General features: G+C 72.0%; 9 protein-coding genes and 4 tRNA genes. 5 read left to right on the top strand and 8 right to left on the bottom strand.

What is annotated here, in order from left to right; all coding sequences use genetic code 11:
* Positions 1 to 241: 241 nt before the first annotated feature.
* The 3 genes from ACFVQZ_RS26640 to ACFVQZ_RS26630 form a co-directional block, all read right to left on the bottom strand.
* Positions 242 to 2,518, bottom strand: coding sequence for a DEAD/DEAH box helicase (locus ACFVQZ_RS26640; RefSeq protein WP_030496495.1), 2,277 nt, complete (start codon positions 2,516 to 2,518; stop codon positions 242 to 244).
* Between the two features lie 199 nt (positions 2,519 to 2,717).
* A complete protein-coding gene (locus ACFVQZ_RS26635) occupies positions 2,718 to 3,374 on the bottom strand; it encodes a hypothetical protein (RefSeq protein WP_383626696.1) in 657 nt (218 codons plus the stop codon).
* Between the two features lie 275 nt (positions 3,375 to 3,649).
* Positions 3,650 to 4,000 (bottom strand): metallopeptidase family protein, encoded by a 351-nt coding sequence (locus ACFVQZ_RS26630; RefSeq protein ID WP_030496497.1) that lies wholly within the window; start codon positions 3,998 to 4,000, stop codon positions 3,650 to 3,652.
* 104 nt (positions 4,001 to 4,104) lie between these two features.
* Between ACFVQZ_RS26630 and ACFVQZ_RS26625 the strand changes: the two genes are divergently transcribed.
* The 3 genes from ACFVQZ_RS26625 to ACFVQZ_RS26615 all read left to right on the top strand — a co-directional run bounded on the left by ACFVQZ_RS26625 (position 4,105) and on the right by ACFVQZ_RS26615 (position 4,390).
* Positions 4,105 to 4,177, top strand: a tRNA-Glu gene (locus ACFVQZ_RS26625).
* 43 nt (positions 4,178 to 4,220) lie between these two features.
* Positions 4,221 to 4,294: transfer RNA gene (locus ACFVQZ_RS26620), tRNA-Asp, on the top strand.
* 22 nt (positions 4,295 to 4,316) lie between these two features.
* Positions 4,317 to 4,390, top strand: a tRNA-Phe gene (locus tag ACFVQZ_RS26615).
* A 155-nt stretch (positions 4,391 to 4,545) separates the two neighbouring features.
* Here ACFVQZ_RS26615 and ACFVQZ_RS26610 read toward each other — a convergent pair.
* The 3 genes from ACFVQZ_RS26610 to ACFVQZ_RS26600 form a co-directional block, all read right to left on the bottom strand.
* Positions 4,546 to 5,382 carry a cytochrome c biogenesis CcdA family protein gene (locus tag ACFVQZ_RS26610; protein ID WP_030496498.1) on the bottom strand — a complete coding sequence of 279 codons (837 nt, stop codon included), beginning with the start codon at positions 5,380 to 5,382 and terminating at the stop codon, positions 4,546 to 4,548.
* The gene (locus ACFVQZ_RS26605; protein ID WP_383626693.1) at positions 5,379 to 6,179 is read right to left on the bottom strand and encodes a DsbA family protein; all 801 of its coding nucleotides are present in this window, start codon (positions 6,177 to 6,179) and stop codon (positions 5,379 to 5,381) included. The genes ACFVQZ_RS26610 and ACFVQZ_RS26605 overlap by 4 nt, the downstream gene beginning before the upstream one ends.
* Before the next feature lie 61 nt (positions 6,180 to 6,240).
* Entirely contained in the window at positions 6,241 to 6,609 is a 369-nt protein-coding gene (locus tag ACFVQZ_RS26600; RefSeq protein ID WP_030496500.1) for a hypothetical protein, read from the bottom strand.
* A gap of 112 nt (positions 6,610 to 6,721) precedes the next feature.
* Here ACFVQZ_RS26600 and hrpA point away from each other — a divergent pair, with 112 nt between their 5' ends.
* Positions 6,722 to 10,711: an ATP-dependent RNA helicase HrpA gene (hrpA, locus tag ACFVQZ_RS26595; protein ID WP_383626690.1), complete on the top strand. Its 3,990-nt coding sequence runs from the start codon at positions 6,722 to 6,724 to the stop codon at positions 10,709 to 10,711.
* 77 nt (positions 10,712 to 10,788) lie between these two features.
* A tRNA-Asp gene (locus ACFVQZ_RS26590) sits at positions 10,789 to 10,862 on the top strand.
* A gap of 457 nt (positions 10,863 to 11,319) precedes the next feature.
* Here the strand turns inward: ACFVQZ_RS26590 and bldC are convergent.
* Complete coding sequence (gene bldC / locus ACFVQZ_RS26585) at positions 11,320 to 11,526, bottom strand: developmental transcriptional regulator BldC (protein WP_003949541.1); 207 nt, start codon at positions 11,524 to 11,526, stop codon at positions 11,320 to 11,322.
* 546 nt (positions 11,527 to 12,072) lie between these two features.
* Entirely contained in the window at positions 12,073 to 12,927 is an 855-nt protein-coding gene (locus ACFVQZ_RS26580; protein ID WP_030496502.1) for a hypothetical protein, read from the bottom strand.
* Positions 12,928 to 12,967: the final 40 nt, after the last annotated feature.

Below are 12,967 nucleotides of genomic sequence, written 5' to 3'. Positions count from 1 at the left end.
CCGGGGGGTGACGCGTCGGGTGATCCATCGCGGGTGACGGTCGGCAGGTCGGACGCACGCGCGCGCGTGCGTCTTCCGTGCCCGTGTACGAGACGGGTTCGCCGCCCCGATGGTTGTACGGCGGACGCGATGTTGTGCGCCGGACGCGATGGTTGTACGCCGGACGCGACGAACCCCCGTGACAGCGGGTGTCACGGGGGTTCGTCGTACGCGCGTCAGGTCACGTCACGCGGCCTGCGGGTCAGCCGTTGCGCTTCCAGCGGGGCTTGTCGTCGCGGCGGCCGCCGCCGAAGGAGGAGCCGGACGGGCGGTGGTCGTCGCGGCGGAAGCCACCGGACGGGCGGTCGTCGCGGCGGAAGCCGCCCGAGGGGCGGTCGTCGCGGCGGTCGCGGTTGAACGGGCGGTCGTTGTCGCGGCGGAAGCCACCGGACGGACGGTCGTCGCGGCGGAAGCCACCCGACGGACGGTCGTTGTCACGGCGGAAGCCACCGGAGGGACGGTCGTCGCGGCGGAAGCCGCCCGACGGGCGGTCGTTGTCACGGCGCTCGAAGGAACGGCCACCCCGGTCGTCGCGGTCGCGGAACGACGGACGGTCGTTGTCACGGCGCTCGAACGAACGGCCACCGCGGTCGTCACGGTCGCGGTCGCGGAACGACGGGCGGTCGTTGTCGCGGCGGAAGCCACCGGACGGACGGTCGTCGCGGCGGAAGCCACCCGACGGACGGTCGTTGTCACGGCGGAAGCCGCCACGGTCGCCACCCCGGTCGTCACGGTCGCGGTCACGGAACGACGGACGGTCGTTGTCCCGGCGGAAGCCACCGGACGGACGGTCGTCGCGGTCGCGGCGGAAGCCGCCACGGTCGCCACCGCGGTCACGGCGCTCGTAGTTGCCGCGCTCGTCACGGGCCGGGCGCTCCTCGCGGCGCTGCTCCTCGCGGGCGGCGCGCTCGGCCTCGGCAGCGGCGGCGGCGACCTCGGCCTCGGCGGCCTCGGCGACGGCGGCGACCGCGGTCTCCGGGTCCTCGCCGCGCTCGCGGGCGGCCTGGGCGACGAGGCGGTCGGCCTCCTCGCGGAGCTCGACGGCGCGGCGCTGCAGGCGCTCCAGCTGGCGGGTCAGGTCGACGACCTCGCGCTCGGCCTGCTTGGCCGAGTTGTTGGCGGAGTCGGCCTGGACCTCGGTCAGCGACCGGGCGCCGGTGATCTCGGCGACCTCGGGGTCGAAGGCGCCGGCGCCGCCGACGATGTGGCGCGAGGCGTCGACGCCCGCGTCCTCCATGAGGCGGAAGATCTGGCGGCGCTGGTGCGGCAGCGCCAGCGAGACCACGACGCCGGAGCGGCCGGCGCGGGCGGTGCGGCCCGAGCGGTGCAGGTAGTCCTTGTGGTCGCCGGCCGGGTCCACGTTGAGGACCAGGTCGATGCCGTCGACGTGGATGCCGCGGGCGGCGACGTCGGTGGCGACGAGGACGTTGACGTAACCGTCCTTGAAGTCGGCGAGCGTGCGGGTGCGGGCGCCCTGGGTCATGCCGCCGTGCAGCGCGTCGGCCTTCACGCCGGACTCGCGCAGCTGCTCGGCGACGCGGTCGGCGCCGAGCTGGGTGCGGACGAAGATGATCGTCCGGCCCTTGCGGGCGGCGATGGCGGCGGTGACCGGGGCCTTGTCCTTCGGCTTCACGACGAGGACGTGGTGGGTCATGGTGGTGACGGCGCCGGCGGACGGGTCGACCTCGTGGGTGACCGGGTTCACCAGGTAGCGCTTGACCAGGCTGTCGATCTCGTTCTCCAGCGTGGCGGAGAAGAGGAGGCGCTGGCCGCCGGTCGGGATCTGGTCGAGGAGCTCGGTGACCTCGGGCAGGAAGCCCAGGTCGGCCATCTGGTCGGCCTCGTCGAGGACCGCGATCTGGACCTGCTCCAGGGAGCAGGCGCCGCGGTTGATGATGTCGCGGAGGCGGCCCGGGGTGGCGACGAGGATGTCGACGCCGCGCTCCAGGGCGTAGATCTGGTTGCCCATCGACGTACCGCCGCAGACGACCTTCATACGGAGGCCGAGCACGTCGCCGTAGGGCTGGAGGGCGTCCGCGACCTGCATCGCGAGCTCACGGGTCGGGGTGAGGATGACGCCGCGGGGCTTCTTCTTCTCGGTCTCGCCGCCGGCCAGGGTGGCGAGCAGCGGGAGGCCGAAGGAGAGGGTCTTTCCGGAGCCGGTGCGACCGCGGCCCAGGATGTCCTTGCCGGCCAGGGCGTCCGGGATGGTCGCGGCCTGGATCGGGAAGGGGGTGGTGACACCGTTCTGCGCGAGCTTGCGGACGACGCCCTCGGGCAGGCCCAGGTCGCCGAAGGTGATCTCGGGGGTCTGGTCGTCCTCGTCGGCGGCGTCGGCCGCCTCGTCGGTGAGGTCGAGGTCGTCGGTGAGCTCGTCGGTCAGCTCGTCGGTGATCTCTGCGTCGTCCGCCAGCTCGACGATCTCGGTGATCTCGTCGTTCTCGGGCATGACGGCGTGGTCAGAATGAGAAATGGACATGCGAAATGCGAAACCTTCCGGAGTCTCGGCACGCGCCCGTCAACTCCGTGTTTCGCACAAGACCGCCTCTATGCGGTCAGCCACGGCAAGGGAGAGTACGCGCCAGTCACGGCGCTCTTCGGTCGTGGCGCCGGGCAAATGGGATCAAACGATCTACCACCATACGCACTCCCCCCCGCTCAAGGCAAACCGACGCCCGTCACACCGGGCTCACCTGCGGTGATGCCGTCGGCTCGGTCGGCGTTCCGGCGGCCCGCACCTCGCCCATCTGGGTGACGGGTCCCTCGGTCGGCGGGTCGGTCGGGTTCGAGGTCGGCTCGGGCGTGGGCTCCGGCGTCGGCTCCGGGGTGGGCTCGGGCGTCGGGGTGGGCTCCGGGGTCGGCTCCGGCGTAGGCGTGTGCCCGCCGCCGCCCGGCGCGCCTCCGGCCTCCCCGCCGGTCCCGCCCGCGGTGCCGCCGTCCCCGCCGCCACCGCCCGCGCTCCCGCCGGCGGCCCCGCCCGCGTCCCCGCCGCCGCCCGCGCTCCCGGCCGCACCGCCCGCCCCGGTGCCGCCGCCGGCCGTGCCGCCGGCCTCGTGGGGCGTCCTGGGCGGCACCACCCCGCCGGGCGCGACCGGACCGGGGGTCTTCGCACCGGCGCTGGGCGTGGCGGAGGCGGAGGGCGCACCGCTCGGCACCGGCGACTTCCCGCCACCGCCCTTCGCGTCGGGCGCGCCGGGCCGGTCGCCCTGCCCGCCGCCGTACGCGTCCCCGCCGCCGTCCGGGGCCCCGGGGCCGCCCTCCGGCTCGGCCGACGCGCCCGGCTTCCCCCCGGTCGCGCCGGGCGCCGGCCGCGCGCTGTCGTCGCTGACACTCATACAGCCGCTCAGACCGGCGCACGCGGCGACCGCGAGGGCGGCTGCGGCCCATCGAACGCGGGTGGGGACATGGCGCACGGAGGCACCTCCAGGACACAGAAGGCGGGGGAAGGAACGCGTCCCCCTGCCCAACTCCCCAGGCGCCCCACGGGACACGGCGCGACGGCCCCTTGTTCGACCGCGATCTCCCGCCGGATCCGGCCACCGGAGCGGGCGGGCCCGCGACCGCGGCCGGCACCGGGACCGGGACCGGGACCGGGACCGGGAGGAACGGATCAGCCGTAGCCCAGCGCGTGCAGCCGCTCGTCGTCGATCCCGAAATGGTGGGCGATCTCGTGGACCACGGTGATCTCCGTCTCGGCCACCACGTCCTCGCGGGACTCGCACATCCGCAGCGTCGGCCCCCGGTAGATCGTGATCCGGTCGGGCAGCACGCCCGCGTACCACTCGCCACGTTCGGTGAGCGGCGTCCCCTCGTAGAGCCCGAGCAGCTCGGGGTCGTCCGGAGAGGGTTCGTCCTCCACGAACACCGCGACGTTGTCCATCAGCCGCGTCAGCTCCGGCGGGATCCGGTCCAGGGCCTCGGCGACAAGCTCCTCGAACTCCTCGCGCGTCATCTCCAGCACGGGCCCATTGTCCCCTCCGCGGAAACCGTTTTGGCGATACCGCCCGGCATCCCATATGCTTCTCACGTCCCCGAGGCGCCGCAAAGCGCCCAGGTGAGCCTCTAGCCCTCATCGTCTAGTGGCCCAGGACGCCGCCCTTTCAAGGCGGTAGCACGGGTTCGAATCCCGTTGGGGGCACGCATGACCGTGTGCGACACTAGTGTCCGCACACACCACGCTAGGTCCTGTGGAGCAGTTGGTTAGCTCGCCACCCTGTCAAGGTGGAGGTCGCGGGTTCAAGTCCCGTCAGGATCGCCGAGGTCAGAGATGACCTCGTGGCTGGGTAGCTCAGTTGGTACGAGCGATCGCCTGAAAAGCGATAGGTCGCCGGTTCGACCCCGGCCCCAGCCACAGAAGGAAGGCCCCGTTCGAGAGAACGGGGCCTTCTTCGTCGTACGCGACACCCGCCGTCCGTTCGTCGTACGCGACGCCCCGGCCGTCCGTTCGTCGTACGCCGCACCAACCGCCCGTACGGGGGAAGGGCCCGCGCCCCTCCCCCGTACCGCTCAGACCTCCTCGCGCCGCCGGCCCGTCCGGCGGCCCCGCAGCGCGAGCGCCGCCGCCACGACCGCCACCACCGCGACCAGCAGGGCCCAGTCCGGCACCGCGCGGCCCAGCGCGGCGACCCGCTCCTCCACCGCGAAGGAGTCGTCGACGGAGAGCAGCCCCGGCAGGGCGGTCGTCCCGTCGAAGACGAGGAACAGCGTGCCGAGGACGACGAAGAACAGGCCCGAGACCAGCGACGTCGAGTGGACCTCGAAGCGGCCGACCCGCAGCGGGCGCCCGCGCAGCCAGCGCCGCCGGCCCAGGTCGTACCGCTCCCAGAGCAGCGCCAGCACGAACAGCGGGACCGCCATCCCGAGCGCGTACGCGGCGAGCAGCAGCCCTCCGTACGCCGGGCTGCCGCTCAGCGCCGCCACCGTCAGGACGCTGCCGAGGATCGGGCCCGCGCAGAAGCCGGCGAGGCCGTAGACCAGGCCGAGGGCGTAGACGGAGAGCGCCGACGTGGGCCGGATGCGGCCGCTCGCCTCGGCGATCCGGCGGGAGGTGAAGCCCCGGCCGAGGAGCTGGAGGACGCCGAGCCCGATGATCAGCCAGCCGCCGGCGGTGACCAGCAGGTCCCGGTGGCCGTAGAAGAACCGGCCGGCGAGGGATCCGGCCGCGCCCAGCGGCACGAGGGTGGTCGCCAGGCCCGCGTAGAGGATGCCGGTCCGGGCGACGAGCTTCGCGCGGGTGTCGATCGAGTACGCGAAGAAGGCGGGCAGCAGCAGGGCGCTGCACGGGCTGAGGAGGGCGAGCAGCCCGCCGAGGAACGCGGCGAAGTAGCCGATCCCGGAGGTCACTGCCCGGCCTTCCCCGGCGCGGACCCCTCCGGGGAGGGCTGCTCCGGGGAGGGCTTCTCCGCCGGGGACTTCTCCGGTGCGGCCTGCGCCGCCGCCTCGATGGCCTCCGTGAACGTCTCCAGGGGCTGGGCGCCGGCGATCGGCCGCCCGTTGACCAGGAAGGACGGGGTGGAGGTGGCGCCGAGCCGGTAGCCCTCCTCCTGGTCCTTCCGGACGGCCTCGCGGGCCGCGGCGCTCTCGCTGTCCTTCGCGAACCGGGCCGCGTCGGGCACGCCGGCCTCCCGCGCGAGGGCGGCGAGCCGCTCCTTGCCGAAGCCCTTCTCCTTGGCGTCCTCGGCGTAGGCGGCCTTGTGGAACTGCCAGAACCGGCCCTGCTGGCCGGCCGCCCAGGAGGCGCGGGCGACGGCCTCCGACTCCTCGCCGAAGATCGGGAAGTTCCGCCACTCGATGCGCAGGGTGCCCTTCTCGACGTACTTCTCGATCAGCGCGGGCTCGGTGTCGCGGGCGAACTTGCCGCAGTAGCCGCACTGGAAGTCGGCGTACTCGACGAGGACCACGGGGGCGTCGGCGCGGCCGAGGGCGAGCTTGTCGGCGGGGTCGCGGCGGGCGTACGCCGCCAGCCCGTCGTAGACGCCGGCGGACGGGTCGGCGGAGACCTCGGCGACCGCCGAGGAGCCGGAGGCGCCGGGGGACGAGGGCTTGGTGGCGGTGTACGAGACGACGCCGAGCAGCACGGCGGCGGTGGCCACCCCGGCGACGACGGCGACGGGCTTGGCCTTGGACGGGGACGTGGACATGCGGAAGCGCTCCTGGAGGGAAGAGAGGAAGGGACGGACGGACGCGGTCGCGGCCGTCCGGCTACACCCTCAGGACCGACAGCTCCACGGGGGTCGGCACGCGCGCGGGCGGCTCCCGGCCCGGCGCCGGCGGCGGGGCGGCCGGAGCCGGCTGCCGGACCACGGGCGCCGCCCGGTCGGCGGCCAGGACGGGCAGCAGTTCGGCGAAGCCCTGCGCCCTCGGCGGTACGACGGGGCCCTCGTCGCCCGGGTCGGCCGGAGAGCCCGGACCGCAGCCCGGTACGGCGGCGCCCGCGGCCACCGGGACCGCGTCGGGGACCGCCGGGTGAGCCGTACCGCCGCCGGACGCGGACGCCCCGCACAGCAGCAGGCCGAGCACCAGGCCCAGCAGCGCGGCGAACGCCGCCGGCGCGGGGGTGGTGCGGAACATGCGAAACCTCTCCGGTCCGGGCCAGATGCCCGGAATACTACGCACCGGGGCGCGGGCCCCTTCGTAAATCGGTTCGCCGCTTCTCGGCCGCAGGTGCGATCCTGGATTCCGTATGTCTACTTCCTTCGCCGCCCTCCAGTCCGTCCTGGCCGAGGTCTCGCTGCGGGACTCCCACCGGCTCGGCCGCCGTCTCGAAGGCGCCCGCCGCATCCGCAAGCCCGAGGCCCGCGCCGCCGTCCTGGACGAGATCGCCGCAGAGGCGGCCAAGGCCAAGGAGCGCGTCGACCGGCGCGCCGCCCGCGTGCCCGCCGTCACCTATCCCGAGCAGCTGCCGGTCTCGCAGAAGAAGGACGAGATCCTGGAGGCGATACGCGACCACCAGGTCGTGATCGTCGCCGGTGAGACCGGCTCCGGCAAGACCACGCAGATCCCGAAGATCTGCCTGGAGCTGGGCCGCGGCGTCCGGGGCATGATCGGGCACACCCAGCCCCGCCGGATCGCCGCCCGCACGGTCGCCGAGCGCGTGGCCGAGGAGCTGAAGACCCCGCTGGGCGAGGCCGTCGGCTGGAAGGTCCGGTTCACCGACCAGGTGAACCCCGACGCGACCTTCGTGAAGCTGATGACGGACGGCATCCTGCTCGCCGAGATCCAGACGGACCGCGAGCTGCGCGCGTACGACACGATCATCATCGACGAGGCCCACGAGCGGTCCCTCAACATCGACTTCCTGCTCGGCTACCTGGCCCAGCTGCTGCCGAAGCGCCCCGACCTCAAGGTCGTGATCACCTCCGCGACGATCGACCCGGAGCGCTTCTCCCGCCACTTCGGCGACGCCCCGATCGTGGAGGTCTCCGGCCGCACGTATCCGGTGGAGGTCCGCTACCGGCCGCTCCTCGAAGAGGACTCCGACGACGCCGACCGGGATCAGATCACCGCCATCTGCGACGCCGTCGACGAGCTCCAGAAGGAGGGGCCGGGCGACATCCTGGTCTTCCTCTCCGGCGAGCGGGAGATCCGCGACACCGCGGACGCCCTCACCAAGAAGAAGCTCTTCAACACGGAGATCCTGCCGCTGTACGCGCGGCTCTCGCACGCCGAGCAGCACCGGGTCTTCCAGGCGCACTCCGGCCGCCGGATCGTCCTCGCGACGAACGTCGCCGAGACCTCGCTGACCGTTCCCGGCATCAAGTACGTGATCGACCCGGGCACCGCCCGCATCTCGCGCTACTCGCACCGGACCAAGGTGCAGCGCCTCCCGATCGAGGCGATCTCGCAGGCCAGCGCCAACCAGCGGAAGGGCCGCTGCGGCCGTACCTCGGACGGCATCTGCATCCGCCTGTACTCCGAGGACGACTTCCTCACCCGACCCGAGTTCACCGACGCGGAGATCCTGCGGACGAACCTGGCCTCCGTCATCCTCCAGATGACCGCGGCCGGCCTCGGCGACATCGAGAAGTTCCCCTTCATCGACCCGCCGGACCACCGCAACATCCGGGACGGCGTCCAGCTCCTCCAGGAGCTCGGCGCGCTCGACCCCGCCCAGAAGGACCCGCGTAAGCGCCTCACCGAGCAGGGCCGGAAGCTCTCCCAGCTCCCCGTCGACCCGCGGCTCGCCCGCATGGTGCTGGAGGCCGACAAGAACGGCTGCGTCCGCGAGGTCATGGTGATCGCGGCGGCCCTGTCCATCCAGGACCCGCGCGAGCGCCCCTCCGACAAGCAGGCGCAGGCCGACCAGCAGCACGCCCGCTTCAAGGACGAGACCAGCGACTTCCTCGCCCTCCTCAACCTGTGGCGGTACGTCCGCGAGCAGCAGAAGGAGCGCGGCTCGTCGTCCTTCCGCCGCATGTGCAAGCAGGAGTACCTGAACTTCCTGCGCATCCGCGAGTGGCAGGACATCTACTCCCAGCTGCGGACGGTCGCCAAGCAGATGGGGATCCACCTCAACGAGGAGGACGCCCCGGAGCAGTCGATCCATGTGTCCCTGCTCTCCGGCCTCCTCAGCCACATCGGCCTCAAGGACGTGAAGGAGTCCAAGGAGAACCGGGACGCGAAGGACGGCCGGCGTGAGGGCACCCGGAACGAGTACCTGGGCGCCCGGAACGCCAAGTTCGCGATCTTCCCCGGCTCCGCGCTCTTCAAGAAGCCGCCGCGGATGGTGATGTCCGCCGAGCTGGTGGAGACCTCCCGGCTGTGGGCGCGGGTGAACGCGCGGATCGAGCCCGAGTGGGTCGAGCCGCTCGCCCAGCACCTGGTGAAGAAGACGTACAGCGAGCCGCACTGGGAGAAGGACCAGGCGGCCGTGATGGCGTACGAGAAGGTGACGCTGTACGGCGTCCCGATCGTCGCCGACCGCAAGGTGAACTACGGCCGGATCGACCCCGAGGTCTCCCGCGAGCTGTTCATCCGCAACGCGCTCGTGGAGGGCGACTGGCGCACCCACCACAAGTTCTTCGCCGACAACCGCAAGCTGCTCACCGAGGTCGAGGAGCTGGAGCACCGGGCGCGGCGCCGGGACATCCTCGTCGACGACGAGACGCTCTTCGACTTCTACGACAAGCGGGTCCCCGAACACGTCGTGTCCGGCGCCCACTTCGACTCGTGGTGGAAGCACAAGCGGCGCGAGGAGCCGGAGTTCCTCGACTTCGAGCGCGAGATGCTCATCAACGAGAAGGCCGGGGCCGTCACCAAGGACGACTACCCGGACTCGTGGCGGCAGGGCGCGCTCAAGTTCCGCGTGACGTACCAGTTCGAGCCGGGCGCGGACGCCGACGGCGTCACCGTGCACATCCCGCTCCAGGTGCTGAACCAGGTCACCGACGAGGGCTTCGACTGGCAGATCCCGGGCCTGCGCGAGGAGGTCGTCACCGAGCTGATCCGCTCGCTGCCGAAGCCGATCCGCCGCCACTACGTGCCGGCGCCGAACTACGCCGGACGCTTCCTGGACACCGTGGTGCCCGTCCAGGAGCCGCTGACGACGGCGCTGGCGCGCGAGCTCCAGCGGATGGTCGGCGTCCCGCTCACGGCCGAGGACTTCGACTGGGGGAAGCTCCCCGACCACCTCAAGATCACCTTCCGGATCGTCGACGAGCGGCGCCGGAAGCTCGCCGAGGACAAGGACCTGGAGGCGCTGCGGCTGAAGCTGCGCCCCAAGGCCCGTCAGGCGCTCTCCAAGGCCGCCCAGGCGGCCACGGCGGGCCCGGACGGCTCCGGTCCCTCCCTGGAGCGCTCGGGGCTGAAGGACTGGACGATCGGCACCCTCGTGCGGGTCTTCGAGACGAAGCGGGGCGGGCAGCCGGTGAAGGCGTACCCGGCGCTGGTCGACGAGGGCGACACCGTCGCGGTCCGGCTCTTCGACTCGGAGGCCGAGCAGGAGCGGGCGATGTGGCGGGGCACCCGCCGGCTGATCATGCTGAACGTCCCGGTGAGCCCGGCGAAGTTCGCGGCCGACCGGCTGACCAACCAGCAGAAGCTGGCCCTGTCGGCGAACCCGCACGGCTCGGTGCAGGCCCTCTTCGAGGACTGCGCCACCGCCGCCGCCGACCGGCTGATCGCGCAGCACGGCGGCCCGGTGTGGGACGAGGCGTCCTTCCGGACCCTGTACGACAAGGTCCGCGCCGACCTGGTGGAGCTGACCGTCCGCACGGTGGGCCAGGTCCAGCAGGTGCTGGCGGCCTGGCAGGCGTGCGAGCGGCGGCTGAAGGCCACCACGAGCCCGGCGCTGCTGCCGAACCTCCAGGACGTGCGGAAGCAGCTGGACTGGCTCATGCCGGCCGGTTTCGTGACCCGTACGGGCCTGAAGCGGCTGCCGGACCTGATGCGCTACCTGGTGGCGGTGGACCGGCGGCTCCAGCAGATGCCGACCGGGGTCCAGCGGGACACCACCCGGATGGAGAAGGTCCACGAGATGCTCGACGAGTACGCGTGGCTCCTGGAGCAGCTGCCGAAGGGGCGGCCGGTGCCGGCCGAGGTCACGGACATCCGCTGGATGATCGAGGAGCTGCGGGTGAGCTACTTCGCGCACGCGCTGGGCACCGCGCATCCGGTGTCGGACAAGCGGATCGTGAAGGCGATCGACGCGGCCGTGCCCGCACCGGCGCGGTAGCGGACTGGGTGTGAGTTCGACCGGACCGCTGACCTGCTGTACAGTTCTTCTCGCAGCCACGCACGAACGGTTGCGAGGGTCCTGTGGAGCAGTTGGTTAGCTCGCCACCCTGTCAAGGTGGAGGTCGCGGGTTCAAGTCCCGTCAGGATCGCGTTGGAAGAAGGCCCGCATCGTCTCGATGCGGGCCTTCTTCGTCGTGCGCACAGGACGCTCTTCCGCCGCCGGCCGATGCGTGGACTCCACTCGAACGGGGGACGAAAGTCCCGCCTGCCGGTGACCATCGGCGACTGGGGTGCCGCCTCCGGGGGTGGCAGGCTGGTCGGTGACAAGGCTTTGACGGTGTGACGGGAGTCACGGAAACCCCTTCCGCAACCCCCTCGTTTATGCCGCTCCTACAACACCTCCATTTAATACGTGCAATTGCACCCGTGTTCGAGGTGTGGGAGCGGGCCCAAAAAGAAGATCGCGCTGGACCCGGCGGAGTCCAGCGCGATCGGTGACGGTGGCCTGTTGGGGCAGGTCCGTCGGCAGAGCTGAGGGGTGGGCGACCGGGTTGGGGGACCCGGACAGGCCCGGTGTTACGGGGTGTTGCGCGTCTCGCGGGTGCCTCAGGCCTCGCTGCGCTGCTGCGGGATGCCCGCCAGCAGGGCGCGGACCTCGGCCTCGCGGTACCGGCGGTGCCCACCCAGGGTGCGGATGGACGTGAGCTTGCCGGCCTTGGCCCAGCGGGTCACCGTCTTCGGGTCCACGCGGAACATCGTGGCGACCTCGGCAGGGGTCAGCAGCGGCTCGGCATCAGGGGTGCGAGCGGTCATGAGCGGCCTCCTCGGGAGAACCGAACCTTCTCGGTTCTTTCCTCTAAATTCTGCACCTTGACCCGCCTTGCCCGAAATGGCAGAAGCGGGTCGAGTCGGTTATAGGACGAACGGCTTGTCCTCGGCACTACAACTACACCATCCGTCCAGCCGCGTCGGCCAAACCGATGGAATTGCCCTCGCAGGTGTTCATCAGCGGCGGAAGTCGACTGACCATGCCATAACGGACAGTCACGCCACTGTGACGATCAGTCACAGAGCGATCAGGAGTCCTCAGACCCCCCATAGAGTGCAATGCTGAGCTTTCCGCCCGAACTTGGGCGGAAGGAACCCTCCCCGGACTCCTTGTCCTATTTTGGCACGAGGGTAGGTGATCGACGCAAGGGTACGTTTAGTGCTGTCCGTCACGCTTGAGCCAAAGGCCCGGTTCAGGACCAACGTCCCGCCGGATCCGGCCAGATCGATCCGGCCAGCCACCATGAAGATCATTTACCCCCACGGGACATGTCTTGTCCATGCACACCTGACGAAGATGCCCGGCCTATGTCAATTCGCGTGCCGCAGGTCCCTGACGGCCCGCCAGCGCTCCGCCAGCCGCGCGTACACCTCCGCCGCCGCCACGTCGTCCCCCGCCCGCAGCGCCGCCAGCCCCTCCGCCACGTCCGCCGCCGACCGGTCCGCCGCCAGCCGCTCCTCCGCCACCGCGTGCACCAGACCGCCGTAGTCCAGCTCCACCAGCGCCCGCGGATGGAACTCCTCCAGCCACCGGCCCACGTCCACCAGCCCCTGCGCCAGCGGCCCCTCGTCCACCGAGTCCCGCAGCGCGCGCAGCGCCCGCGCGAGCCTCCGCCGCGCCTGCGCCATCGTCGTCCGGTAGCGCAGCACCGGCGCCCGCCCCGCCGCCCGGTCCCCCGCCTCGTACGACCGCTCCTCGTCGCCGAAGAGCGCGAACCAGCGCAGCGGCACCTGCCACACCGCCGTCCTGATCCACGGCCGCGCGTCCGGGTTCCGCTCCAGCCAGCGCTCGTGATCCGCCTCCACCTGCGCCCGCACCACCGGCGGCAGCATCGCGTCCAGCACCGGCGCCGGCAGCCCGCTCTCCGCCACCAGGTCCCGCAGCGCCAGCCAGCTCCGCAGCCGGGTCCGCCACGGGCAGACCACCACCACCCCGTCCAGGTGCGCCACGAACGCCTCGCCGCTCTCGTGCACCGGCACCGGGACCGGCGGCACCGGCACCAGGTCCGCCAGCGAGCGCCGCAGCTCGTCCTGGGCACCCGGGGTGCCCGGCCGGCGGGCGTACCGCGACCAGTGGGTCCGCTCCGGCTCGGGGAACGCGGCCAGCGGCTCGTACACCCGCAGATAAGAGGCGTACGGGACGAGCAACGTGGAGTCGACCGACATGCCGCGAATCCTTCCACGCGGGTACTCCCCGAGGGGGTGA

Source organism: Streptomyces sp. NPDC057854 (assembly GCF_042797055.1).
Taxonomy (GTDB): domain Bacteria; phylum Actinomycetota; class Actinomycetes; order Streptomycetales; family Streptomycetaceae; genus Streptomyces.
The sequence above is the reverse complement of the archived record's forward strand: the minus strand, read 5'-3'. Positions and strand labels throughout refer to the sequence as shown.